Source organism: Niallia nealsonii (assembly GCF_002835805.1).
In the GTDB taxonomy this organism is placed as follows: domain Bacteria; phylum Bacillota; class Bacilli; order Bacillales; family Cytobacillaceae; genus Niallia; species Niallia nealsonii.
Genome location: NZ_PISE01000016.1, coordinates 137,255 through 161,389, shown reverse-complemented (window position 1 = coordinate 161,389; position 24,135 = coordinate 137,255). Strand labels below are relative to the sequence as shown.

The window sequence follows — 24,135 nt, the reverse complement described above, 5'->3', positions numbered from 1 at the left end:
TGGTCTCAAAAGCCCGATAAATCGCAATGGAGTTAGTAGAGAGTGGCTCCGATTAGGGTGAAAATTTTTAAAAACCAAGTTGACAAATAGGGATAATATAGTTTAATCTATATGAAGAAAAAATAATATTAATAATGCTGCTGATTAGACAACTAAAGGCATATTACCCATCACATAAAAAGGGGGTAATATGCCTTTTTTTGTAGTCATTTTTAAGGGGGAAAAAAAATGAAAAAAACTGTTATTTTACTAGCTTCACTTATTCTATTAATAGGTGTGCTTGCTGCATGTGGAAATGAAAAAGAAAAGAACGCCACAAAAGAGACAAAAAATGTGGAAATATTAAATGTTTCCTATGATCCGACAAGAGAACTGTATCAAGAATTTAATCAGGCTTTTGCGAAGAACTGGAAAGAGGAAACAGGACAAACGGTTACGATTAAGCAATCACATGGAGGTTCAGGAAAACAAGGAAGAGCTGTTATTGATGGACTTGAAGCAGATGTTGTCACATTAGCACTTGCATATGATATTGATGCCATTGCGGATGGAGCTAATTTGATTGATAAAGAATGGCAAAAAAGACTGCCAGATAATTCAACGCCATACACTTCTACCATTGTTTTTCTAGTGAAAAAAGGCAATCCTAAAGGGATCAAAGATTGGAATGACTTAGTGAAAAAAGATGTGTCTGTTATTACGCCAAATCCCAAAACTTCAGGTGGAGCAAGATGGAACTATTTAGCTGCTTGGGCATATGCGGATAAAAAAGATGGTGGGAATGAAACAGAAACAAAAGAATTTATGAAAAAATTATATAAAAATGTGGAAGTGCTAGATTCAGGTGCCAGAGGAGCTACTACAACTTTTGTAGAGCGTGGAATTGGCGATGTTTTAATTGCATGGGAAAACGAAGCATACTTAACATTAAAAGAATTTGGATCAGATAAATTTGAAATTGTCAATCCGTCTATCAGTATTTTGGCTGAACCTCCTGTTTCCATTGTTGATAAAGTAGTCGATAAAAAAGGAACAAAGGAAGTGGCAGAAGCGTATCTAAAATATTTATATACAGATGAAGGACAAGAAATTGCGGCTAAAAACTTCTATCGCCCAAGAAAGGAAGAAATCTTAAAAAAATACGAAAATCAATTTGCAGATATTGATTTAGTGACAGTGGATAAAGAATTTGGCGGATGGAAAAAAGCACAAGAAAAACATTTTAATGATGGGGGAACTTTTGATGAAATATATGAGCAATAAGGTTCCTGTAATGAAAAAAGAGATGGTGTAGTATGGGGAAAATAACAATAAATCGAAAGAAAGCCAGCAAGAATAATTATATTCCCGGTTTTCGGTTTACTTTAAGTTTTACCTTGCTTTACCTTTCCTTAATTGTGCTAATTCCGTTATCCATGGTGTTTTTACATTCTTTTTCTAATGGTTTTTCTGATTTTTGGGATATTATTACGGAGAAAAGGGTGTTAGCATCCTATAAATTGAGCTTTTTGACTGCTTTTTCAGCAGCGCTAATTAATGTTTTTTTTGGAGTATTAATCGCTTGGGTTTTAACTAGGTATCAATTTCCAGGGAAAAAATTTATTGATGGCCTTGTTGATTTGCCCTTTGCATTACCTACAGCTGTTGCTGGCATAACTTTAACTACTCTTTATGCAAGCAATGGCTGGATAGGCCAATTTTTCTCTTTTAAAATTGCTTTTACGCCAATTGGCATTATCATCGCGTTAGTTTTTATTGGTTTGCCATTTGTGGTTAGAATGGTTCAGCCGGTGCTAGCAAGTGTGGAGACAGAAGTGGAGGAAGCATCTGCTGCTTTAGGAGCCAACAGGTGGCAAACATTCATTAAAGTGATATTTCCAGAGATAATTCCAAGCATTTTTATTGGATTTGCTTTGTCCTTTGCACGGGCTTTAGGGGAATATGGATCTGTTGTATTTATAGCTGGAAATATGCCATATAAGACAGAAATTTCTCCATTAATTATTATAACAAAACTAGAGCAATATGATTATGAGGGAGCTACAGCTGTTGCAGCAGGAATGCTGATTATTACATTTTTTATTTTATTTGGCATTAATCTGCTTCAATGGTGGAATAGAAAAAAGTTTGTTTCTTAAATTATTAGTATGAGATAAACAAAAGAAAAAATCCAGTGTTATTGGATAATAATACCTATTTAGAAAGTAGCGTTTATTTTCCATTTAAAGGAGGATAGAAATGGATGCGAATATACAAGTTAAACAAAAAAACATAAATAATAAGGTGCAAGTGCAAAAGGAGCCGGTGTTAGTCAAATGGGCATTGATTAGTATTGTTTTACTATTTTTAACACTTTTTTTAGTGGTTCCTTTGATTGCTATTTTTGTAAAAGCCTTTGAAAAAGGGAGCTGGGTATATTTTGAAGCAATTTCAAATCCAGACTCTTTATCTGCCATTAAATTAACGCTGTTAGTAGTGATTATTGCTGTGCCAATTAATACAATATTTGGCGTTATTGCAGCATGGGCAATCACTAAATATGAATTTAAAGGGAAAAATCTTCTTATCACTTTAATTGATTTGCCCTTTGCGGTTTCACCGGTTATTGCAGGACTGATTTTTGTTTTATTATTTGGTCTTCATGGAGTATTTGGGCAAATATTGATGGAAAACAATATAAAAATTATTTTTGCTGTTCCAGGAATTGTGTTAGCAACACTTTTTGTAACCTTCCCGTTTATTGCCCGTGAACTAATACCAATTATGCAAAGTCAAGGCACAGCAGAAGAAGAGGCCTCGATTATCTTAGGGGCGGGAGGATTTAGAACGTTTTGGAATATTACTCTTCCAAATATAAAATGGGCTTTGCTTCATGGAGTGATTTTAGCTACCGCAAGAACAATTGGCGAATTTGGAGCTGTATCCGTTGTTTCTGGACATATTAGAGGATTAACCAATACCTTGCCCCTGCATATTGAAATATTGTACAACGAATATCAGTTTTCAGCATCTTTCGCTGTAGCATCGCTTATGTCCATTTTTGCCATTATATCTTTAATTATTAAGAGCATCGTGGAATCAAAAACAAAACATCTACAATTAGAACGGTAGGGAGGGTTGGCAGTTGAGCATAAATATTAAGAATATCCATAAAAACTATGGTTCTTATGAAGCATTAAAAGATATAAACCTTGAAGTTAAAACAGGAGAACTTCTTGCTTTATTAGGTCCTTCCGGTTCAGGAAAAACGTCCTTGCTGCGCATTATTGCAGGGCTGGAATACCAAGATCAAGGTGTGATATTAGTGGACGAGGACAATTTTTCAGAAAAGCATGTAAAAGACAGAAATGTTGGTTTTGTTTTTCAGCATTACGCTTTATTTCGCCATATGACTATTTTTGAAAATGTAGCATATGGTTTACGTGTAAAACCGAAAAAAGAAAGGCCAACAAAAAAAGAAATTACAGAAAAAGTGACTGAATTATTGGAGCTTGTTAAATTAAGCAGCTATCAAGATCGATATCCATCTCAATTATCTGGAGGGCAAAGACAAAGAGTTGCGTTAGCGAGGGCTCTTGCTGTGAAGCCAAAAATATTATTGTTAGATGAGCCTTTTGGTGCACTAGATGCTAAGGTCCGCAAAGAATTAAGACGTTGGTTAAGAAACCTTCATGATCAATATAAAATCACCAGCATATTCGTCACACATGATCAAGAAGAAGCCTTAGATGTTGCGGATAGAGTTGTTATTATGAATGAAGGGGAAATTGAACAAATAGGCACGCCAGAAGAAGTATACGAAAGTCCAGCTAATTCTTTTGTTTATGATTTTTTAGGAAGCATCAATATATTTAAAGGAAGAATGGAAAAAGGAAAATTTGCTTCAGGTGCTGCAATGTTTAATATCCAGAATGGAATTGGCAATGAAGATGGCGTTGGCTATGTTAGACCATATGATTTTATTATTGAAAAACAACCAAGTGATAAAAGTTCTATTAAATCTATTATTCGCCATATCCAAAAGGTAGGGAATACGGTTCGAATGGATGTCGTACGAACAGATTTGCATGAAAGTTTGGAAGTGGAGCTAATAAAAGAACAATATAGCTCATTACAAGTAAAACAAGGCGATATTATTTATGTTAAACCAAAAGAGATAAGGGTTTTTAGCTAAACACTTATTCTTTTTGGAGAAAAAGAGGGATAAAAGCTAGATTTAAAAAAACTTTTTTAAAAAATGAAGCATTCTTCTTCACAGATTGAATTTTCTTTTGTATAATGGCAATTGTATCATATTAAAAATTAATATTGATCTATCTTCGGGGCAGGGTGAAATTCCCGACCGGCGGTGATGAGTATAGCTCAAAGTCCGTGAACCTATTTCGATAGGTTGATTTGGTGAAAATCCAAAACCGACAGTACAGTCTGGATGGGAGAAGATGGAGGTTCTGCGTTTGTTCAAAAATTTTATATTTGCGAACATTTATTTGGCGTACCTTTAAAAATTCTCCCTCAAGTGCATCTGCTTGAGGTTTTTTATTTGAAGAATATGTCAAAATAGAACAGAATCTTTCTTCTTTAGGCAGATGGATCCTAAAAAGGAGAGAGTAGAAATGAAAAAAAAGATGAATGTAAGAACGTATGTAGGAGTTGGAATGTTAAGTAGTTTGGCGTATATTCTAATGTTTATGAATTTCCCAATCCCCCCATTTCCAACATTTTTAAAAATTGATTTTAGTGATATTCCGGCACTGATTGCAGCATTTATATTTGGTCCACTTGCAGGAGTATTAGTAGAGCTTATTAAAAATATTATCGATTATTTTATAACAGGCAGTGAAACAGGCATTCCTGTTGGACATATGGCAAACTTTATCGCAGGTGTATCTTTTATTCTGCCAACCTATTATATTTATAATAAATTAAAATCCAAAAAAGGCATGGTTTTTGGATTAGTTGTTAGTGTTGTGTTAATGAGTACATTACTGAGTCTATTTAATTATTTTGTGCTTCTTCCAGTATTTATGAAATTAATGAATACACCAATGAGTGGTCCAGAAATACGTCAATATGTAGTTTCTTTAATCCTTCCATTCAATTTATTAAAGGGAGTTATTATTTCTGTTTTATTTATGCTAGTTTTCTCAAAAATGAGAGCTTGGATTATGAAACAGCAATCCCAATATAGCAGTGCAATGCTGCTAGGAAAAAAGGAAGCTGGTCGATTTTGACCAGCTTCCTTTTTTATTAAAACTATTCGAATTTAAGTGCATCGCCTTCGAATGGCTCATCAGCAACTTTAATAGAGTCTGTTGGGCATCCTTCAAATGCATCTAGCATATCATCTAATAAAACTTCAGGAACTTCCACTGTTCCTTCATTTTCATCTAACATAACAAAAGCTAAGCCTTCATCATCATAATCATAAAGATCTGGTGCTGCAGCGCCACATGCTCCACAAGCGATACATGTGTCTTTATCTACTATTGTATATTTTGCCATGAGTAAAAAAACCTCCAATATTTTAGTTAAGTTATATACATTTTTACGAATGATACTCCTTACTCTTATCCTATTGTAAAACTGAATCTATAACTTTTCAATAAAAAAAGATGTGTTTGCGATATAAACAATCGTAAATCGACGATTAAATTTTCCTTTTAGCATCATACAAATTTTTAAAACCCTCCTTTTTCATGATAAAATAAGGAGGAGAAATACAACAAATTTCTACAATATTAGCTAAAAAATCGTGTATGGAGAGAGAAGTAAATGCCTTTTATAGAAATTGTGCTATTGTACTGTTTACATAATATTTCTGGAGAAAGAACGATCTATTCTATTTTGCACATTTTAAATGGAAAAAAATCTTCGCAAACGATACAGGATATTCATTTATTTCAATTGACCATGTTTTTTCAAATTTTTCCAGATCTATCAAGAAAAGACTTCCAAGCAATTATGGAAACATTAAAAAGGAATGGTTGGCTAGAAGAGCTTTCAGAACAGCATGTTGTCATAAGTAAGGAGAAACGAAGGGAATTAGAGATGCTGCTGGTAGAAAATCCTATCCCTAAGCATTTAAATGGATGGATTTATCATCAACAAACAAGTGTTTTTTGGGAAAGATTGTCCTTATTTGTACAAGTAGCTGCACACTTAAAAGCAGGGAAACGCCGTTATATTCCGGTGCAAAGAGATCGTTCTATACAAGCATGGCTAAAGGAGACTCTAGCAAGCATAAATATTCCCCGAGATAAAATAAGCGGAAAATTATATGGAGAATTGGTGGCATGTCTAGATCATCGTAACATTGATCCACGTTATTTTGTTATAAGATTGACCGGGTGTGATAATATTGGATTAACGGTGCATCAAGGAGCTCAGGAGCTACAGGTGGACAAGGATTATTATCATGTTTATTTTCTGTCCATTTTACATTTTATGATGGACCATATTAGGAAATGTGAAGATGACTTTCCGTTATTACAAAAACTGATAAAAGAAACGGAACAAAATCTCCCTTTAACTCTTTCAACAACAAAAACATATCAATACATTCAAAGAGGTTATAGTATAGAAGAGATTAGTACAGTCCGCCAGTTAAAAGAGAGCACTATTGAAGATCATATAGTAGAAATTATATTAAATATTCCAACATTTCCTATTAGTGAGTATGTATCAGAAAATAGTTTTGTTCGGGTTAAAAACTGTATAAACAAATTAGAAACAAAATCTTTAAAGCTTATTAAAGAGAATTTTCAGGATGTAAGTTATTTTGAAATTCGGGTAGTGCTGGCAAAATTGGGGGATAAAATATGACTTTAGAAAATAAATTAAAAGAGTTCTTTTCTTTTTCGTCTTTTAGACTAGGCCAAAAGGAAACGATTTCTTCTATTTTAAATGGGAATCATACGCTGTCAATGCTGCCAACTGGCACTGGAAAGTCTTTGTGTTTCCAATTTCCAGGGCTTTTTTTAGATGGTGCCGTTATTATTATCTCTCCATTATTATCCTTGATGCAAGATCAAGTGGAACAAATGAAGATGAATGGGGAAAAACGAGTAGTAGCACTTAATTCCTTTTTATCGAAAAAAGAAAGAGACTACTTCTTTACCCATATAAAAAAATATAAATTCATTTATATTTCCCCAGAAATGATTTCTTCTAGTTATGTATTAAACTTATTAAAAACAATAAAAATCGTCTTATTTGTGGTGGATGAAGCCCATTGCATCTCGCAATGGGGATATGATTTTCGTCCAGAATACAAAAATTTAGGGAAGGTTAGAAAGGAACTAAAATCTCCTTTAACGCTGGCATTAACAGCAACTGCTACATCAGAAATTAGAGAGGATATAAAAAAGTCGCTTTTTTTAGAAGAAGTGACCGAAATTATTTATCCTGTTAACCGACCAAATATTGCCTTTTCGGTAGAAAAGTTTTCTGCAACAGCAGAGAAGCTGGAGAGGTTGTATACATTAGTAGAACAATTGCAAGGTCCAGGCATTATTTATTTTTCTAGCAAAAAAATTGCCGAACAAACTGCGAGTTATATTCGCAGCAAAAGCAATAAAAAAATTAGCGGCTATCATGGTGGCATGACACAGGAAGATCGGATTTTAATCCAGCAGCAGTTTCTACATGGACATTTGGAAGTGATTTGTGCGACAAGTGCATTTGGTATGGGGGTTAATAAGGAAAATATTCGCTATGTGATCCATTATCATATGCCAACACAGATGGAATCCTTTTTGCAGGAAATTGGCCGGGCTGGCAGAGATGGATCTGATAGTATCTCTATTTTACTTTATGCAAATGGAGATGAGGCATTGGCAAGTCAGCTAATTGAAATGGAACTAGCGAGCGATATGCAAATTGATCAACTGCTAGCAAGCTTATCTTCCTATAGCAGTTATCAAGAGTGGAAAGAAAAAGAAAAGGAGTGGCGTCAATTTGCTTTTTCTGAAACACAGTGGCGCGTATTAGAAGCATATTTTTCATCAGAAATAGCTGATATGCCAAGTTTAATAAAAAAACTTCATTTTTTTAAACAACATCGGCTAAAAAGGGTGGAAATAAAAAGACAAAAAATAGCAGCATTATTAACATGGATAAACCAACAGGAATGCAGAAGAACGTTTATAGCTAATTACTTTGATGAGAAAAAACCGGAATCTATGGAAAGATGCTGTGATAGATGTGGGTTAGATTTATCCTTTTATCATTATAAGAGAACCTTGATAGAGAAGAGTCATAATGAGGATGACTGGAAAGAGATCCTTGCCAAAATTTTATTAGAAAGTGATTCTTAGGATGAATAAAGAAGCATATTTTCAATTGATAAAAGAATTGTCTGAAAAACAGTTAATCAAGCATTTATATCTTACCCAGCTCCTATTGCTGACTATAGCATTTATTTTGCATACGTTTATATTTAAAAGCAGTACATTAAAAGAGCTGTTTATAGTAGATGTAAATGAAATGTGGCTAGGGTTTGCAGCAGGGGTGGCTGTAGTTATATTTGATGTTATACTGATGAAATGTTTGCCGGCTGAATATAATGATGATGGGGGATTAAATCATCGGATATTCAGTGCTAGAAATCCTCTTCATATTGCCTTTATTGCTTTTGTGGTCGCTTTTGTTGAAGAACTATTGTTTCGAGGCATTCTTCAAACTCATTTAGGATTATGGATCAGTAGTATTATTTTTGCAGTTATTCATTATCGGTATTTATTTAATTGGTTTTTATTTGCTAACATTATTATTTTAAGTTTAATTATTGGGGTGTTATTTGAATGGACAGAAAATATTTTGGTCACAATCATTATGCATTTTATGATTGATTTTCTACTTGGAATAATTATTAGATATCAGCTATTTGGATACAACAAGGTAAATCAATGGATAGATAAGTAGGGAAGGGATGTTATGACAAGGGAAGATTCATACAGAAAGCAAGCGGAATTGCAGAAAAAAAGAATCCCTCGTTCAAATAATATAAAAGTTGAGACAAAAAAGGAGAATTCCAAAAAAGAATTGCCATCTAGAAGCAGTGTACATAGAAAAAAAGGAAAAAAGAAGACGTTAAAGATACCAGGTATGACTTTATTAGTCATTATCTTTATTCTTTTGCCTATTTCCCTTTTCTTTATACTTAAAACATTATCAAATATTGAGTTTTCGCAAATTGTGCCATCAGACTCTGCTTCTAAGATGTTTGAACGAGTAAATATAGAAAAAACAGAAGAAGATGATGCAGGAAAAGAAGAAGAAACAGATACGATGGAAGAAGAAAAACAAACGAGCCAAACGGAAGATGATAATAAGGAAGAAACGAATTCAGCAGAAAAAAAACAAACTGCCGATGAAGCAGCAGAAAAGACAGCAGAATCTCAAGAAACGAGTTCACAAACCAACAACTCTACAATTGGAAAGGTAGTCTATCATGAGGTTGTACAAGGAGAAACCTTATTTACGATTTCTTTGAAATATTATCCATCTGGCAATGGAGTGGATCTTATTAAACAAGCAAATCAGCTAATAAATAATGAAATTATGGTTGGTCAAACATTAAAAATACCTCTTCCATAAATCTATTGTGATTCTAACTTGTCCTTTTCCTTCATATGTTTTTATATAAGGAAGCATCAAACAAACAGAACTGCTAAAAATAAACCATTGTTTTTTAAGCGTTTATGATGAGCGGGTAAGGGGAAAAGGGAGGAAAAGTAATGGAAACATCCATTATTAAGTTGAATCATTATACAGATGAAGCGACAAAGGCAATGCTGCAGAAGGTTATAGAAAAAAAGCGAAAGTTTGAAATATTACATAAAAGGCATCTTTTTGTGATGTGGTTGACTATTTTATTCGCTTTTTTATATTTTATATTTCTGTATAAGCATGTTGCCATTCCGTATTCTCATTCAATGGAAAGGATGTTTTCCGCTTTTATCGAGGAATCATTTAATTTATATGCGATGACGGTTATTATTGGTTCGTTCGGTTTTATGAATGTATTAAAGCAAAAAACAGATAAGGCAGAAAAAGAGTTTCATGCTTTGCGTTGTGAAATTATTGATAAAAGCAAAGATTTATGGAAAAAAGAAGAAGAATGGAAAAGTCGCCATCAAGTATTCGAAATGATGAAAAAAGAATATGATATTAATTTATTTTATGAATCAAAATAAAGAGAGGCTCATTTGCTTTAGCTTTTTTACAAATGCCTCTCTCTTTTTTTAACATTAGAATATTTTTTTACGGTTTTGATCTTCTTTAATGATTTCGACTGCTTCACGAAATCGCTGAGAATGAATAATTTCTCTTTCCCGCAAAAAACGCAGGCTGTCATTTAAATCAGGATCATCACTCATATTAATAATCCATTGATAGGTTGCTCTTGCTTTTTCCTCTGCAGCAATATCTTCATATAAATCGGCAATAGGATCCCCTTTTGCGGCAATATAGGTAGCGGTCCAGGGATTTCCAGCAGCGTCATGATAAAATAGGGCATGTTCGTGATTAGCATAATGGTCTCCAAGACCTGCTGCTTTTAATTGATCAGGTGTAGCATCCTTAGTTAGTTTGTAAATCATAGTGGCAATCATCTCTAAGTGAGCAAATTCTTCTGTTCCGATATCGGTAAGCAAGCCGATGACACGATCAGGAATAGAATAGCGCTGATTTAGGTAACGCAAGGCGGCGGCTAACTCTCCATCAGCACCGCCATATTGCTCAATTAAAAATTTGGCAAGCATAGGATTACACGTGCTCACTTTTACAGGATATTGCAATTTTTTTTCGTATAACCACATTCACTCTCATCTCCTTTAGTTAATTTATACTTGCCATGGCCAAGGAGCAGAATCCCAGTCCCAAGGGGTGCCGGAATAGCTATTCCCATATTGCAGCAAGGGGCCATATTTACTTTCATAAAGTTTTTTGAATTTTTCTTTTTCTTGTACATAATGATTAAATTGGTTGATGGCATCTTTATCATGAGGATGGGTATCTAAATATAAAGTAAGTTCTACAAGGACAAAATCTACAGCTTGAAGTTGTTCTAACAGCTGATAATATTCTTTTGGAAGTTGTTTCATAAAGGATTCTCTCCTTTTTTGTTTTCATATGGACTATAATAAGGATCATAAAATGCTTTCCATAAAGTCCCTGCTTTTAATGCTTCCATTGGTGAAAATTGTGGCAAATGTGGTGGTTGAAATCCCATATAGAGATTAGGGGGAGTAGAATATGTTTTTGTTTTTATTGGTGGACATGGATCAAATGGACTTATATATGGCTGATATTGTTTATAAAATGAATTCATAAAATATCCTCCTGTATTCAAAATGTTTTAATCCTTTAAATGATATGAGCCTAATTTATTTTCATGCTTCTTTTAATCGTCAATAAATGTCAATTGTTAAAAAAATCAGCTAGGTGAGGTAATATTGTAGGGTTTGGTTCTGTAATTTTTTTAAACTAAATAGAAAGGAAGGCAATTATGCTACCATTAATTCTACTATTGACTGTTTTTTTTCTGTTTGTTGGAGTTTTGCTGCTCGTCAAAATGCATCAACAAGCTAATGAAAATACAGTGAAATATGAACTGATTTATTTTCCGGATTTCCCCCGATCTTTTCAAGCAGTTTCCCTTTTTTTTATTTCTGATATACATAGAAGAACTGTTGCAGATAGTTTAATCAATGAAGTGAAAGATATAGCGGATATCGTAATAATAGGGGGAGATTTAACGGAAAAAGGAGTGTCTTTTGATCAGGTTAGACAAAATATTCAAAAGCTAAAATTAATTGGTGATGTTTATTTTGTTTGGGGCAATAATGATTATGAAGTAGACTCTGATCGTTTAAAACAGTTGTTTGCAGACGAAAAAGTCACAGTACTTGATAATAAGTCCATAACCTTTACCTCTGAATTAGGGGAGAAATGGTCATTAGTTGGAATTGAGGACTATTCGATGGAATTTGATGATCTAGAAGGTGCTTTAATGCAAACAGAGGAAGATGTTTTTAAAATTTTATTAAGCCATAATCCGAAAATAATGGAAAAGATAAAAGAAGAACATAAAATATCTTTTGTGTTAAGTGGACATACACATGGAGGCCAAATTAGAATTTTTGGAATAGGACCATATGAAATTGGAAAAACAAAAGTAATAGGCAATACGACTATATTTGTCAGCAATGGATATGGCACAACTAAGGTTCCTCTTCGTCTCGGCGCAAAACCAGAGACTCATCTAATTAAAATTAAAAATAAACTAGATCAATAAAAAAACTAGAAGCAAGTTAGGAGCTCTTAACTAAACCTGCTGTTTAGATGAGGAAATAGAGGTAAATGCATTATAAGGTAGTATCGTTATGTTAGCTATGTTTAGTATCATCATATAGATAGGGAAAATATGAGAAATATTATATCCATTCCTTTGAAATTATCACCTTTTGTTTTTTGCTTCATAAGCTAAAGTAAGAGTTTTTTCAGAGGAGCAGGAGGCAATGCTATGCGCTTAGAGAGATTAAATTATAACAGAATAAAAATACACCTGACTTTTGATGATTTATATGAACGTGGCTTAACGAAAGATGATATATGGAAAGACTCGATAAAATGGCAGTATTTTTTTCATGAAATGTTAGAAGAAGCAAATGTTCTTTTCGATATAGAAATACAAGGTTCTGTGGCTGTTGAAATTTTCTCTTTAAAAGCACAAGGAATGGTGATGATTTTAACGATGAGCGACAGTTTAGAAGAAGAAGAGGAAGAGCTTTTAAATGAAGGTTTTTTAGAGATGCAAGTCACTGTTGAAGAGACAATTGATATATTATTTGAGTTTATGGAGCTAGAAGATGTGATTCAAGTTTGCAAACAGCTGAAAAGTCTTAACCTGAACGGTGGATTGCTATTAAGCAAAGATGGACGCTATTATCTAATGTTTAAAGAGATGACGGCAAAAGAAGAAGAACGCGCAGTAGCTATGTTAGGTGAATATGGGGAACCTGCTTTAATCAGTATCCATATCTTAGAAGAATATGGGAAAATAATTTGTGCTGATTGTGCAATTGAAACAATTACTACTTATTTTTAAAGCCATACTTAATATCTCGTTAAAAAGATAAAGTTCATTCTGAAGTCTTTAAAAATTTGCATGGTTGACTTATTTTTCTCTTTTTATAAATAAAGGGTGCAAGGAGAAGAAAAGGTTTTTCAAATTTTTAAGGTAACGGAGAAACTTTATTTTTTTATTGGAAAACAAGGCAATAAAGTTGTTATTTTTAGCTTGTATTATATATTTTACATAAATAGAAGAAGGTAAAAGGTTCCTTTCAACAAATGAAGAAAACAGGTGGGAATAACTTGCAATGAGATGTCTAAAAAAATGAAACGATGGGTACAACTTCATTGGTAAATGTTATGAAAAATGTTAAAATGAAAGAAAGTTTTATTCGATTTTACAGAGAATAAAACGCTAGAAATAGAAGACAAATGATTATTATGCAAATAGAGACTTTTGAAATTTTACAGGGAGATGACGGACAAAGACTATGTTATTCGAATATATTATTATTAGGGATGACTGTATAATAAAAACCATCTAATCATAATGAAAAAAGGAATTAATAAAATGATTTAACGAATCGAAAAGTTTTCTTGCAATAAAATAGAAGGTAGGTATACTAATTTAGACTGTATGATGGGGATGTATGCTAAAATAAATAAAATTATTGTTTAGCAAGCATTTCTTTTAAGATGATTTTTTATTATTAAGAGGCAAATTTGGACTTGCCAGTAAAAAGTATAAACGTTGCACGACTAATTAATAATTAATTTTGTAGTTTTTTAGGAGGATTTAAAAATGGTAGCCAAAAAATCTAACGAGAAAAAACAAACAGATGAGCAGCATGATGTTTTAAAATCAACACAAACGGTTATTCAAAAAGCGTTAAGTAAGCTTGGTTATTCTGATGAAGTATATGAGTTGCTAAAAGAACCGATTAGAATGATGACTGTTAAGATTCCCGTGAGAATGGACGATGGAACGGTAAAAATATTCACAGGCTACCGGGCGCAACATAATGATGCTGTTGGACCAACCAAAGGTGGAATTCGTTTTCATCCACATGTAACTGAAAAAGAAGTAAAAGCATTGTCGATTTGGATGAGCTTAAAATGTGGAATTGTTGATTTGCCATATGGAGGAGGAAAAGGAGGGATTGTCTGTGATCCACGAGATATGTCTTTCCGTGAATTAGAGCGGCTAAGTCGAGGGTATGTTCGTGCAATCAGTCAAATAGTCGGACCAACTAAAGATATCCCTGCTCCAGATGTATTTACCAATTCGCAAATAATGGCTTGGATGATGGACGAGTACAGCCGAATTGATGAATTTAACTCTCCAGGTTTTATAACAGGAAAACCGCTAGTGTTAGGGGGATCACATGGAAGAGAAACGGCAACAGCAAAAGGGGTAACGATTTGCATAAGAGAAGCGGCGAAAAAGAAAGGAATTTCCATTGAAGGCGCTCGTGTAGTGGTTCAAGGATTTGGAAATGCAGGAAGTTTCCTAGCAAAATTTATGCATGATGCAGGAGCTAAAATAATTGGTATATCTGATGCATATGGTGCTCTGCATGATCCAGAGGGATTGGATATTGATTATCTATTAGATAGAAGAGACAGTTTTGGAACAGTTACAAACTTATTTAATAAGACAATCACCAATCAGGAGTTATTAGAATTAGAATGTGATATTTTAGTGCCTGCAGCAATTGAAAATCAAATTACTGAAAAAAACGCAGATAACATAAAAGCAAGCATTGTAGTAGAAGCAGCAAACGGTCCAACTACATTAGAAGCTACACGGATTTTAACAGAAAAAGGAGTTCTGTTAGTGCCGGATGTTTTAGCATCAGCAGGTGGAGTAACAGTTTCCTATTTCGAATGGGTGCAAAATAACCAAGGATATTATTGGACAGAAGAAGAAGTGGAAGAAAGATTAGAAAAGGTTATGAGCAAATCTTTTGAAAATATTTATGAAACAGCTCAAGTCAGAAGAGTGGACATGAGACTTGCCGCATATATGGTAGGGGTAAGAAAAATGGCTGAGGCTTCAAGATTTAGAGGATGGATTTAAAGTATCAATTCTTTTTATTGTATATTTTTTTAAAATCTCCTATGCTATTTTTAGGGGATTTTTTTTTATACAAGACATATTTGAATAAATAGGCCATATTTACTTTTTTAAAGTTGTTAAAATATTGGGGTATTTGGATGTAATTAGGTTAGGAGTGAAGAGGTTTGAAAAGAGAAGACGCAATAATAATTGGTGCAGGACCTTGTGGTTTGGCTGCCGCGATTGCATTAAAGGAAATTAATATCAACCCACTTATTATTGAAAAAGGGAATGTAGTGAATGCTATACATGGGTACCCAACCCATCAAACTTTTTTTAGTACGAGCGAAAAATTAGAAATAGGAGAAGTGGCGTTTATAACAGAACAGTATAAACCACATCGCAATCAGGCATTAGTTTATTATCGAGAAGTGGTCAAAAGAAAACAGCTGCGAATTAATGCGTATGAGAAAGTCACTTCTGTGGAAAAAACGAATAATCAAGAATTTATGGTGAAAAGTGAAAAGGAAGAATACATAACTCCGTATGTAATCGTTGCAACAGGTTATTATGATCATCCGAATTATATGAATGTTCCAGGTGAAAAATTGCCGAAAGTAATGCATTATTTTAAAGAAGCCCACCCATACTTTAATCATGATGTTACTGTAATTGGCGGAAAAAATTCGAGTGTGGATGCTGCCATTGAACTTGTGAAAGCAGGAGCAAGAGTAACGGTTTTATATAGAGGAAATGAATACTCAACTAGCATTAAACCATGGATTTTGCCTGAATTTGAGTCGTTAGTGAGAAACGAAAGCATAAAAATGGAATTTAATGCACATGTAACGGAGATTAAAGAAGATAGTTTATTTTACAATAAAAATGGAGAAAGCTTTGAAATAAAAAATGATTTTGTATTTGCAATGACAGGGTATCATCCAGATCATCATTTTCTAATGAAAATGGGTGTGGAAATTGAGAAAACAACAGGAAGACCAGTATTTGATTCGGAAACGATGGAAACAAATGTAAAAGGAATATTTATTGCTGGTGTTATTGCAGCAGGCAATAATGCAAATGAAATCTTTATTGAAAATGGCCGTTTTCATGGCGGACAAATTGCAGAGGCTATTGTTAAGCGTTCTAAATAAGAATATTTCTTATTAAATAAAGTGAAACGAACAATCAGTGGAGGTTTTCCACATCCTCCACTGATTGATTGTAGCTTGAGGACTATGAATATAGTTTACACAGATGTTGCTATATAGTTTTTATATCATCCACCTGAATTTTTCTTATCGCCCCTTAGATGAGGGTCAAAAGCCCGTTAATGCGTGATAAATTTGCTATCCTTAATATTTCAATCTCCCTTACCGATTGAAGTGTTATTTTAGTATAATAAAATGAATTTTTGATTCATTTTAAGAAAAAAGAAATAGATGCTTTAATAAAGACAAATTTATGATAAGATTATATATAATAACGAATAATGGAAATATCGTGTATTTAAGTAAAAAAATGGGAATGAGGATTAGCATGTTGGCAATTATTTCAGCTGGGATAGCTCCTGGTCTTGCTTTATTAAGTTATTTTTATTTAAAGGATCAATATGACTCAGAGCCAATTTCTCTTGTGTTTCGAGCGTTTATTGCTGGAGCTCTTCTTGTATTTCCAATTATGTTTATTCAATATGTTATGGAAGTAGAGCAGATTATTCCATCTGGATTATGGAGCTCTTTAATAACGACCAGTTTGCTGGAAGAGTTTTTTAAGTGGTTTATTCTTTTTTATACTGCCTATCAGCATGTTGAATTTGATGAACCATATGATGGTATCATTTATGGAGCAAGTGTGTCTTTAGGGTTTGCAACAGTAGAAAATATTCTTTATTTAATTGCAAATGGCGTAGAACATGCATTAGGAAGAGCGCTTTTGCCGGTTTCAAGCCATGCCATATTTGGTGTGTTGATGGGATATTATTTAGGTAAAGGGAAATTTACTATGCCTCGGGGTAAGTGGGTGTTTTATTCGTTATTTATCCCTTTTTTCTTACATGGAATATATGACTATATTCTAACAATGCAAAAAAATTGGCTTGTAATCATTACCCCATTTATGCTGTTTCTATGGTGGCTTGGCTTAAAAAAAGTAAAATCCGCAAGAGAATTAAGCAAAGATTATTTCGAAAAGCATATAAAGATGAGCGCTATTAAATAGGAACAAACTTATTGCTTTTCTCTTTTTCAAATTTGGAGAAAAGTCCTCATTCTCTGTTTTATTCATTCCCAATTTGGGTGGGAGTATTGATACATGAACATAAATTATAGTCAATGGAAGATAAACTAAATCTTTTTTATTTGAAACAGGATGATTATTCATTCTGTTTTTTTTTTTGTATAAAAAACCAACATCTACAAAAAATAGAGTTAATGTTAATAGTATTTACTTCTGGGGGTAACAATCATGAATAAAAAATTATTACTCGCAAAAATTTCAATTATTTTTTCTCTATGCCTAATTTTGGAGCCTTCGCTTGAAAGGGAACGATCTGCTGAGGCATTTTCCAATCAAGTTATTCAGCAAGGGGCAGTTGGTGACGATGTAATCGAACTGCAATCAAGGCTGCAATATTTAGGTTTTTATAATGGAAAAATAGATGGAGTTTTTGGATGGAAAACATATTGGGCGCTAAGAAATTTTCAATATGAATTTGGTTTACCGATTGATGGGTTAGCAGGGACGAAAACAAAACAAAAGTTAGCAAAAGCATCTAACTATAATGAGAAATTTGTGAAGAATCAAATTAATAGTGGGAAGAAATTTTCACATTATGGAGGGGTTGATTTAGAAAAACAAAAGACACCTTCTGCTAATGAAAGTGGAACTTCTAAGGAGACCCAAAAAGGATCTGGCGGTACAAAAAGTGGGGCAAATAACAATGCAGCAAATAATGGAGCAGATACATCCAAAAGTTCCAGCAATAATGCAGCAAATAATGGAGCAGGCACATCCAAAAGTTCCAGCAACAATGGAAGCAGCGGTACGGCTAATTCTGGTGAAAATACAAAGGGGGAAAAACCAACAGCCGCCAATGTTCCGAATGGATTTTCTCAAAATGATATTCAATTAATGGCAAATGCAGTGTATGGAGAATCCCGCGGTGAACCATACACAGGACAAGTGGCAGTTGCGGCAGTGATTTTAAATAGGGTAAACAGCCCATCTTTTCCTAATACGGTTTCCGGCGTTATTTTTGAACCGCGTGCATTTACAGCAGTAGCAGATGGACAAATATGGCTGACTCCAAATGAAAAGGCAAAAGAAGCAGTGCTAGATGCCATTAATGGCTGGGATCCAACAGGGAATGCTTTATATTATTTTAATCCAGATACAGCAACAAGTGGCTGGATATGGACAAGACCACAAATTAAGCAAATCGGAAAACATATCTTCTGTAAGTAGAGGTGAGAAAATTGCTAAGAGGCATATTAATAACCGTTTTAACAATTGGTGTTGCAGGGGCAGCATTTTGGGGCTATCAAGAACATAAAGAAAAGAATGCAATATTAATGAATGCAGAAAACAATTATCAACGAGCATTTCATGATTTAACTTATCAAGTCGATTTATTGCATGACCAAATCGGAACCACTTTAGCAATGAATTCGAAAGAGTCTTTATCTCCTGCGTTGGCAGATGTTTGGAGAATTACATCCGAAGCGCATAGCGATGTAGGGCAATTGCCTTTAACATTATTGCCTTTTAATAAAACAGAAGAGTTTCTGGCGAATATTGGAGATTTCAGCTATCGTACTGCGGTAAGGGATCTAAATAAAAAACCATTATCTACGCAAGAATATGGTTCATTAAAAAAATTATATAGCCAAGCAGCGGAAATACAAGATGAGCTGCGCAATGTGCAGCATTTAGTCTTGAAGAATAATTTGCGCTGGATGGATGTGGAAATGGCTATCGCCAGTGGAAAAGAAGCTGGAGACAATACAATCATTGATGGATTAAAAACAGTAGAAAAAACAGTAAATGGATATGATGAAGCATCATTCGGCGTTACAAATGTGAGTATGGAGAAACAAGATCGAAATTTTAAAAATCTAAGTGGTGCGACAATCTCCAAAGAGGAAGCAGTAAAGGTGGCAAAAAAATATGCCGAATTTAATGGAGATGTCGATGTAAAAGTAACAGAAAACGGAAAAGGCTCTAATTACGGTTTTTATAGTGTAACTTTATTGGATAAAGATACAAAGCTTGAGGCTAGCATGGATGTGTCTAAAAAAGGCGGCTATCCAATTTGGTATATCCTTTCTAGAGATGTAGAGAAGCAAAAAATCAGTTTAAATAAGGCAGGTAATAATGCTGTGAAGTTTTTAAAGGATAATAACTTTAAAGATCTTGCTCTTTTTGAAAGCATGCAATATGACAATATTGGAGTGTTTTCCTTTGTAACAGAGCAAGATGGGGTTAAAATTTATCCTGACAGCATAAAAATTAAAGTGGCATTAGATAATGGGAATATTGTTGGGTTTGCGGCTGAGGATTATTTGCTTTCCCATAAGCAAAGAAACATTGCCGATCCAGTTATTTCAAAAGCTGATGCACAAAAGAAAATAAATACGCAAGTGAAAATTATGGATGATGGGCTGGCGATTATCCAAAATGATTTAAACAAAGAAGTTCTATGCTATGAATTTATTGGCACACTTGGAGATGACACCTATCGAATTTACATTAATGCCAAAAATGGCATTGAAGAAAAGGTAGAAAAGCTAAAAAATGCAGAAAGTGTTTATGAAGAAGTGGTGTAAATGCAAGAAATAAACTGAATACAGCTTTAAAAGGCCAACTAAAATTGCGGTTTCTATTCCGTAATGTTAGTAGGCCTTTTTATAAGAGGAAAATTTGCCTATTGTTTTCTTTTTTGATTTCACTTTATTTTCCCCGTGTTTTGCTCCTTTTTTTTAGTAATTTCCTTCGTATTTTGAGCAGATAGCTATTTTTCTACAAAATTCACTATCTGCCAACTCGTCCTTCTCAAAAAGTAGTTGCTCAACTATATTCATTAAAAAGCCTATTAAAAAATAATGGCCAAACATTAGTTGGCTACGTAGTATATAAGGAAAGGAATTATCCTGCAAAAGATCGATTGATTTCACTAGCAGCCAGTAGGGAATAGTTGCTTTCAATCACGCATATGTAAAGAAATTTTAGGTTTTTCTTCTATTGCTTAAAAGGAAAGTTCCATGCCATAATAAAAGAAAAAATTGGGCATTGAACCCAGCTTCTAAAAACAGTGGAAGCAAAGAAAGAGTGGTAGCACGATTGATCAATATTGGAGATACTTTAATTCTTGAACCAATGGATACAGATAGTCCGGAACAGTATAAATGTCGATTAGTAGAATACAATGAAAAAGAATTATATATTGATTATCCAATTCATTTAGAAACAAACAAAACTGTTTTTTTAGTAAATGGTACGCAATTAAGAGGGAGTTTTGTAACAAAGGAAGGGATTTCCTATCTATTTGATACGGAAATCATCGGTCGATTAAAACAAAATATACCAATGTTAATTTTGCCTTTTCCTACAAAAGATCAGCTCATTAAGAATCAGCGAAGACAGTATGTTCGAGTAGCAGCATGCATTGACATTGCCATACATCCTATACCAAATGAATATATACCTTTTACAGCCATGACAATAGATATTAGTGCTGGTGGTGCCGCTATTGTTATTCCTAAGTCCATAGAGCTTGCAGAAGATATACTAGCAGAATTGACATTAGTCCTGCCTCTCCAAAATGGAGAATATTATTATCCTAAATTAAGGGGTAAAGGGATAAAGATATTAGAGCTTAATAAAACATATAATAAGCTAATCATTCAGTTTGTGGATGTATCCCCAAAAAATAGGCAATTGCTTTTGCGTTATTGCTATGATATTCAGCTATCCTATAAAAAGAAAGAATAGAACCTTGAATAAACAGATAGAAATCCTCCGATACTAATAGTATAAGCTATCAGTGGAGTGGGGATTTATGAAAAAAATTGAAAGAATTATAATGAAAATTATCATCATTCAATTTGCCTTCTTAGCGGTGAGTCAAATGATTCATCATTGGGATTTATTTCCTAAGCTATATGAATTGGCAGAATATGAAGGTGTTTCTAAATCGAATTTTACTAAAATATTAGAAACATTTGAGCAAAATAATTAACTATATGCTTGCAATAATTTTGTTTGTATGAAATTAGCTTATTAAATAGTGCACTGCTTCGTTTTTTAGAGTAGTGTCATTTTTTATGTTGAATTTGGACAATAGAATAAAATCTTTAAATCCTCTTATTTTAAAGAAAATAGCAAATAAAATATGTTAAAATAAGAAAGAAGCGATATATTTCGTTTTCCGGATAGAAACAAATGGGCATAATGAAACATCTTCTTTTTTGTTAGGAAGGCAATATAAATTGCTTCAAACCTAATAGGGAAAGTGTGAAACAAAATTTTTGCTGTAAAAACGTTTCGAGCTTTAGCGGTACAGTTCCTTTTGAGAAGTTTGAAGGGGAAGTTGTTTTGTTTTAGCTATTATTATCGTATTGGTTTTTATAAAAGCCAAAGTTTTAGGAGGATTTATGAACAAAAAAATTAGTATTGCAATAGATGGACCTGCTGCGGCTGGAAAAAGTACTGTTGCAAAAATTATTGCAGAAAAATTAGGTTATATTTATATTGATACAGGAGCGATGTATCGAGCATTAACATATAAAGCTTTAAATAATCAAATAGATCTTGAAGATGAACAAAAATTAATGAATGTGCTAGAAAATACAGTTATTGAATTATTTCCAGGAGAAAACAGTCAACTGATATTTTTGGATAATCAAAATGTAACAGAAGAAATTAGGACAAGTGCTGTCACAAATTCCGTTTCCGTTGTTGCAAAGCATAAATCAGTCCGTGAAGAGATGGTTAGACGTCAACAGATGTTTGCAACAAGCGGTGGCGTGGTAATGGATGGTAGGGATATTGGCACACATGTTATTCCAAATGCAGAGGTAAAAGTATTTTTATTGGCATCTGTAGATGAACGAGCAATTAGACGTCATACTGAAAACCTTAAAAAAGGGTATGATTCGGATTTAGAATTATTAAAGCAAGAAATTGCAACAAGAGATAAGTTAGATTCTGAACGTGAAGTAGCACCATTAAAAAAAGCGGCGGATGCCACAGAAGTAGATACTACTTCTCTTTCTATTGAAGAAGTGGTTAATCAAATCATGGAATTGACTGCCGAAAAAATTACCAATTAATTTCTTTTCAACGGTTTATAAATAGTTTGGAATAGCAGAAAAAGAATTATTTAATAGATAGTAGTTCTGTATTTTGCTATTCCTTTTTAAGTTGTCTTACTTGACAAAAGTAGTTATTTATAAGAACTTAAAGAAAAGGAATAATTTGAAGTATTCTAAAAAGTTTGTGCAGAGCAAGCTTGCCGAAATTATTTAAGCATATTTTATGAAAGTGATATATAAGGAGGAGTACATATGTCTGAAGAGTTAAATGATATTGTTGTTAATAATTATAGTGTTGGAGAAAATGTAGTGGGCCAAGTAACAAAAGTAGAAGAAAAACAAGTTATTGTTGCTATTTCCAATAGTAAATTAGATGGAGTTATTCCCATCAGCGAGCTTTCAAGCCTTCATATTGAAAAAGCCAGTGATGTGGCAACTGTTGGAGATACATTAGAATTGCAAGTGATCAAAGTAGAAGAAGATGCGCTAGTGCTTTCTAAGCGTAAAGTCGATGCAGAAAAAGCATGGGATAGTTTAGAAGAAAAGTTTCAAACCGGAGAAATTTTTGATGTCGAAGTAAAAGATGTGGTCAAAGGCGGTTTAGTAGTGGACCTTGGAGTACGAGGGTTTGTTCCTGCTTCTTTAGTAGAAGATCATTATGTAGAAGATTTTTCTGATTACAAAGGAAAAACAATTGCATTTAAGATTGTAGAACTAGAAAAAGACAAAAATCGTTTAATCCTTTCACATAAAGCGGTGATTGAAGCAGAAAAAAGCAAACAAAAACAAAATTTGCTAGATTCATTGGAAGCAGGGCAAACATTAGCTGGTGTTGTACAAAGAATTACTGATTTTGGCGCATTTGTTGATCTTGGAGGAATTGATGGATTAGTTCACATCTCTCAATTATCCCATGAACATATTTCAAAACCGTCTGATGTTGTAGAAGAAGGACAACAAGTAAAGGTAAAGATATTAAGCGTGGATCGAGACAATGATCGAATCTCTTTATCCATTAAAGATACACTGCCTGGTCCATGGGCAAATATCGCAGAAAAAGCAACAGTAGGAAGTGTATTAGAAGGAACAGTAAAAAGACTTGTATCATATGGTGCATTTGTTGAAGTGTTTAAAGGAGTAGAAGGTCTTGTGCATATTTCCCAAATTGCACATAAACATATTGGAACACCGCATGAAGAATTACAAGAAGGACAAGTTGTACAAGTAAAAGTATTAGATGTAAATGAACAAGAGCAGCGTCTATCTTTAAGCATTAAAGAGCTGACAGAAAAAGAACAGGATGAAGAAGAAACTTATGAACTTCCTGAAGAGTCTAAAGGATTCCAATTAGGCGATATGATTGGAGATCAATTAAGAAAACTAAAAAACTAAAGAAAATAAAGAGTGAGCTATTGCCCTATTAATAGCTCACTCTTTTTGTGTAGATGCAGCATGTTTAGAGTGCTTCAACGCATCTTTACAGTGCCTAACCTTGCTTATTATCATTAAAAGCTCTTGCTTCTTCTGGACTTTGAAGCTTTGCAGAACCTGGGTAATGTAATGCTTGGTCTCGGTCAGATTCTACTCTTTTACTCTTTTTTAATTTCCCCTCTTGTCTATCTTTGCCCATACTTTTCACCTCCATTTCCTTATCATGATAAATTATGAGAAGATTATGCATCATCG

26 protein-coding genes and 1 riboswitch are annotated in these 24,135 nt (G+C 33.6%); of the genes, 21 read left to right on the top strand and 5 right to left on the bottom strand.

From position 1 onward, the window contains the following. The first annotated feature begins 228 nt into the window (after window positions 1-228). From CWS01_RS08815 to CWS01_RS08795, 5 genes are all read left to right on the top strand, one after another. The gene (locus CWS01_RS08815) at window positions 229-1,263 is read left to right on the top strand and encodes a sulfate ABC transporter substrate-binding protein (RefSeq protein ID WP_101176820.1); all 1,035 of its coding nucleotides are present in this window, start codon (window positions 229-231) and stop codon (window positions 1,261-1,263) included. A 32-nt stretch (window positions 1,264-1,295) separates the two neighbouring features. Then, window positions 1,296-2,138 (top strand): sulfate ABC transporter permease subunit CysT, encoded by an 843-nt coding sequence (gene cysT, locus CWS01_RS08810; RefSeq protein ID WP_101176819.1) that lies wholly within the window; start codon window positions 1,296-1,298, stop codon window positions 2,136-2,138. A gap of 100 nt (window positions 2,139-2,238) precedes the next feature. Further along, window positions 2,239-3,111: a sulfate ABC transporter permease subunit CysW gene (cysW, locus tag CWS01_RS08805; protein ID WP_101176818.1), complete on the top strand. Its 873-nt coding sequence runs from the start codon at window positions 2,239-2,241 to the stop codon at window positions 3,109-3,111. 13 nt (window positions 3,112-3,124) lie between these two features. After that, window positions 3,125-4,174, top strand: a complete 1,050-nt coding sequence (locus CWS01_RS08800; RefSeq protein WP_101176817.1) for a sulfate/molybdate ABC transporter ATP-binding protein — start codon at window positions 3,125-3,127, stop codon at window positions 4,172-4,174. Between the two features lie 137 nt (window positions 4,175-4,311). Beyond that, a riboswitch (FMN riboswitch) is annotated at window positions 4,312-4,445 on the top strand. Between the two features lie 168 nt (window positions 4,446-4,613). Continuing rightward, on the top strand, window positions 4,614-5,231 hold the full coding sequence (locus tag CWS01_RS08795) for an ECF transporter S component (protein WP_101176816.1): 618 nt from the start codon (window positions 4,614-4,616) through the stop codon (window positions 5,229-5,231). Window positions 5,232-5,253: 22 nt separating this feature from the next. On the opposite strand, the gene CWS01_RS08790 is transcribed toward CWS01_RS08795, so the two are convergent. Continuing rightward, window positions 5,254-5,502: a ferredoxin gene (locus tag CWS01_RS08790; RefSeq protein WP_101176815.1), complete on the bottom strand. Its 249-nt coding sequence runs from the start codon at window positions 5,500-5,502 to the stop codon at window positions 5,254-5,256. A gap of 270 nt (window positions 5,503-5,772) precedes the next feature. Between CWS01_RS08790 and CWS01_RS08785 the strand changes: the two genes are divergently transcribed. The 5 genes from CWS01_RS08785 (at window position 5,773) to CWS01_RS08765 (ending at window position 10,196) form a co-directional block, all read left to right on the top strand. Further along, entirely contained in the window at window positions 5,773-6,822 is a 1,050-nt protein-coding gene (locus tag CWS01_RS08785) for a helix-turn-helix domain-containing protein (protein WP_101176814.1), read from the top strand. Next, window positions 6,819-8,315 (top strand): RecQ family ATP-dependent DNA helicase, encoded by a 1,497-nt coding sequence (locus CWS01_RS08780; protein WP_101176813.1) that lies wholly within the window; start codon window positions 6,819-6,821, stop codon window positions 8,313-8,315. Before CWS01_RS08785 ends, CWS01_RS08780 begins: the two co-directional genes overlap by 4 nt. Before the next feature lies 1 nt (window position 8,316). After that, on the top strand, window positions 8,317-8,922 hold the full coding sequence (locus CWS01_RS08775; RefSeq protein ID WP_101176812.1) for a CPBP family intramembrane glutamic endopeptidase: 606 nt from the start codon (window positions 8,317-8,319) through the stop codon (window positions 8,920-8,922). A 12-nt stretch (window positions 8,923-8,934) separates the two neighbouring features. Next, window positions 8,935-9,597 (top strand): LysM peptidoglycan-binding domain-containing protein, encoded by a 663-nt coding sequence (locus CWS01_RS08770; RefSeq protein WP_101176811.1) that lies wholly within the window; start codon window positions 8,935-8,937, stop codon window positions 9,595-9,597. Window positions 9,598-9,737: 140 nt separating this feature from the next. Beyond that, a complete protein-coding gene (locus tag CWS01_RS08765; RefSeq protein WP_101176810.1) occupies window positions 9,738-10,196 on the top strand; it encodes a YpbF family protein in 459 nt (152 codons plus the stop codon). A 54-nt stretch (window positions 10,197-10,250) separates the two neighbouring features. On the opposite strand, the gene CWS01_RS08760 is transcribed toward CWS01_RS08765, so the two are convergent. Genes CWS01_RS08760 through CWS01_RS08750 form a run of 3 tightly spaced genes read right to left on the bottom strand, consistent with a single transcriptional unit; the run spans window position 10,251 to window position 11,332 of the window. Further along, window positions 10,251-10,820: a manganese catalase family protein gene (locus CWS01_RS08760; protein WP_101176809.1), complete on the bottom strand. Its 570-nt coding sequence runs from the start codon at window positions 10,818-10,820 to the stop codon at window positions 10,251-10,253. Between the two features lie 24 nt (window positions 10,821-10,844). Next, window positions 10,845-11,105 (bottom strand): spore coat protein CotJB, encoded by a 261-nt coding sequence (locus tag CWS01_RS08755; protein WP_101176808.1) that lies wholly within the window; start codon window positions 11,103-11,105, stop codon window positions 10,845-10,847. Beyond that, a complete protein-coding gene (locus tag CWS01_RS08750; protein WP_101176807.1) occupies window positions 11,102-11,332 on the bottom strand; it encodes a spore coat associated protein CotJA in 231 nt (76 codons plus the stop codon). The genes CWS01_RS08755 and CWS01_RS08750 overlap by 4 nt, the downstream gene beginning before the upstream one ends. 177 nt (window positions 11,333-11,509) lie before the next feature. Here CWS01_RS08750 and CWS01_RS08745 point away from each other — a divergent pair, with 177 nt between their 5' ends. From CWS01_RS08745 to rpsA, 11 genes are all read left to right on the top strand, one after another. Continuing rightward, the gene (locus CWS01_RS08745) at window positions 11,510-12,298 is read left to right on the top strand and encodes a metallophosphoesterase (protein ID WP_101176806.1); all 789 of its coding nucleotides are present in this window, start codon (window positions 11,510-11,512) and stop codon (window positions 12,296-12,298) included. A 228-nt stretch (window positions 12,299-12,526) separates the two neighbouring features. Next, a complete protein-coding gene (locus CWS01_RS08740) occupies window positions 12,527-13,111 on the top strand; it encodes a genetic competence negative regulator (protein WP_101176805.1) in 585 nt (194 codons plus the stop codon). A gap of 768 nt (window positions 13,112-13,879) precedes the next feature. Then, window positions 13,880-15,157, top strand: coding sequence for a Glu/Leu/Phe/Val family dehydrogenase (locus CWS01_RS08735; RefSeq protein WP_101176804.1), 1,278 nt, complete (start codon window positions 13,880-13,882; stop codon window positions 15,155-15,157). A 164-nt stretch (window positions 15,158-15,321) separates the two neighbouring features. Beyond that, window positions 15,322-16,290 carry a YpdA family putative bacillithiol disulfide reductase gene (locus CWS01_RS08730; RefSeq protein ID WP_101176803.1) on the top strand — a complete coding sequence of 323 codons (969 nt, stop codon included), beginning with the start codon at window positions 15,322-15,324 and terminating at the stop codon, window positions 16,288-16,290. 385 nt (window positions 16,291-16,675) lie between these two features. Then, entirely contained in the window at window positions 16,676-17,356 is a 681-nt protein-coding gene (prsW, locus tag CWS01_RS08725) for a glutamic-type intramembrane protease PrsW (RefSeq protein ID WP_101176802.1), read from the top strand. Between the two features lie 246 nt (window positions 17,357-17,602). Beyond that, window positions 17,603-18,601, top strand: a complete 999-nt coding sequence (gene sleB, locus CWS01_RS08720; RefSeq protein ID WP_168714372.1) for a spore cortex-lytic enzyme — start codon at window positions 17,603-17,605, stop codon at window positions 18,599-18,601. 11 nt (window positions 18,602-18,612) lie between these two features. Further along, window positions 18,613-19,962, top strand: coding sequence for a germination protein YpeB (gene ypeB / locus CWS01_RS08715; RefSeq protein ID WP_101176801.1), 1,350 nt, complete (start codon window positions 18,613-18,615; stop codon window positions 19,960-19,962). A 415-nt stretch (window positions 19,963-20,377) separates the two neighbouring features. Beyond that, complete coding sequence (locus tag CWS01_RS08710; protein ID WP_235852007.1) at window positions 20,378-21,127, top strand: flagellar brake protein; 750 nt, start codon at window positions 20,378-20,380, stop codon at window positions 21,125-21,127. A gap of 67 nt (window positions 21,128-21,194) precedes the next feature. Continuing rightward, the gene (locus CWS01_RS08705) at window positions 21,195-21,374 is read left to right on the top strand and encodes a DUF5359 family protein (protein ID WP_101176800.1); all 180 of its coding nucleotides are present in this window, start codon (window positions 21,195-21,197) and stop codon (window positions 21,372-21,374) included. A 415-nt stretch (window positions 21,375-21,789) separates the two neighbouring features. After that, the gene (gene cmk / locus CWS01_RS08700) at window positions 21,790-22,467 is read left to right on the top strand and encodes a (d)CMP kinase (protein ID WP_101176799.1); all 678 of its coding nucleotides are present in this window, start codon (window positions 21,790-21,792) and stop codon (window positions 22,465-22,467) included. Between the two features lie 234 nt (window positions 22,468-22,701). Continuing rightward, window positions 22,702-23,841, top strand: a complete 1,140-nt coding sequence (gene rpsA / locus CWS01_RS08695) for a 30S ribosomal protein S1 (RefSeq protein WP_101176798.1) — start codon at window positions 22,702-22,704, stop codon at window positions 23,839-23,841. Between the two features lie 94 nt (window positions 23,842-23,935). On the opposite strand, the gene CWS01_RS08690 is transcribed toward rpsA, so the two are convergent. Further along, the gene (locus CWS01_RS08690) at window positions 23,936-24,079 is read right to left on the bottom strand and encodes a YpzI family protein (protein WP_101176797.1); all 144 of its coding nucleotides are present in this window, start codon (window positions 24,077-24,079) and stop codon (window positions 23,936-23,938) included. Between the last annotated feature and the right edge of the window lie 56 nt (window positions 24,080-24,135).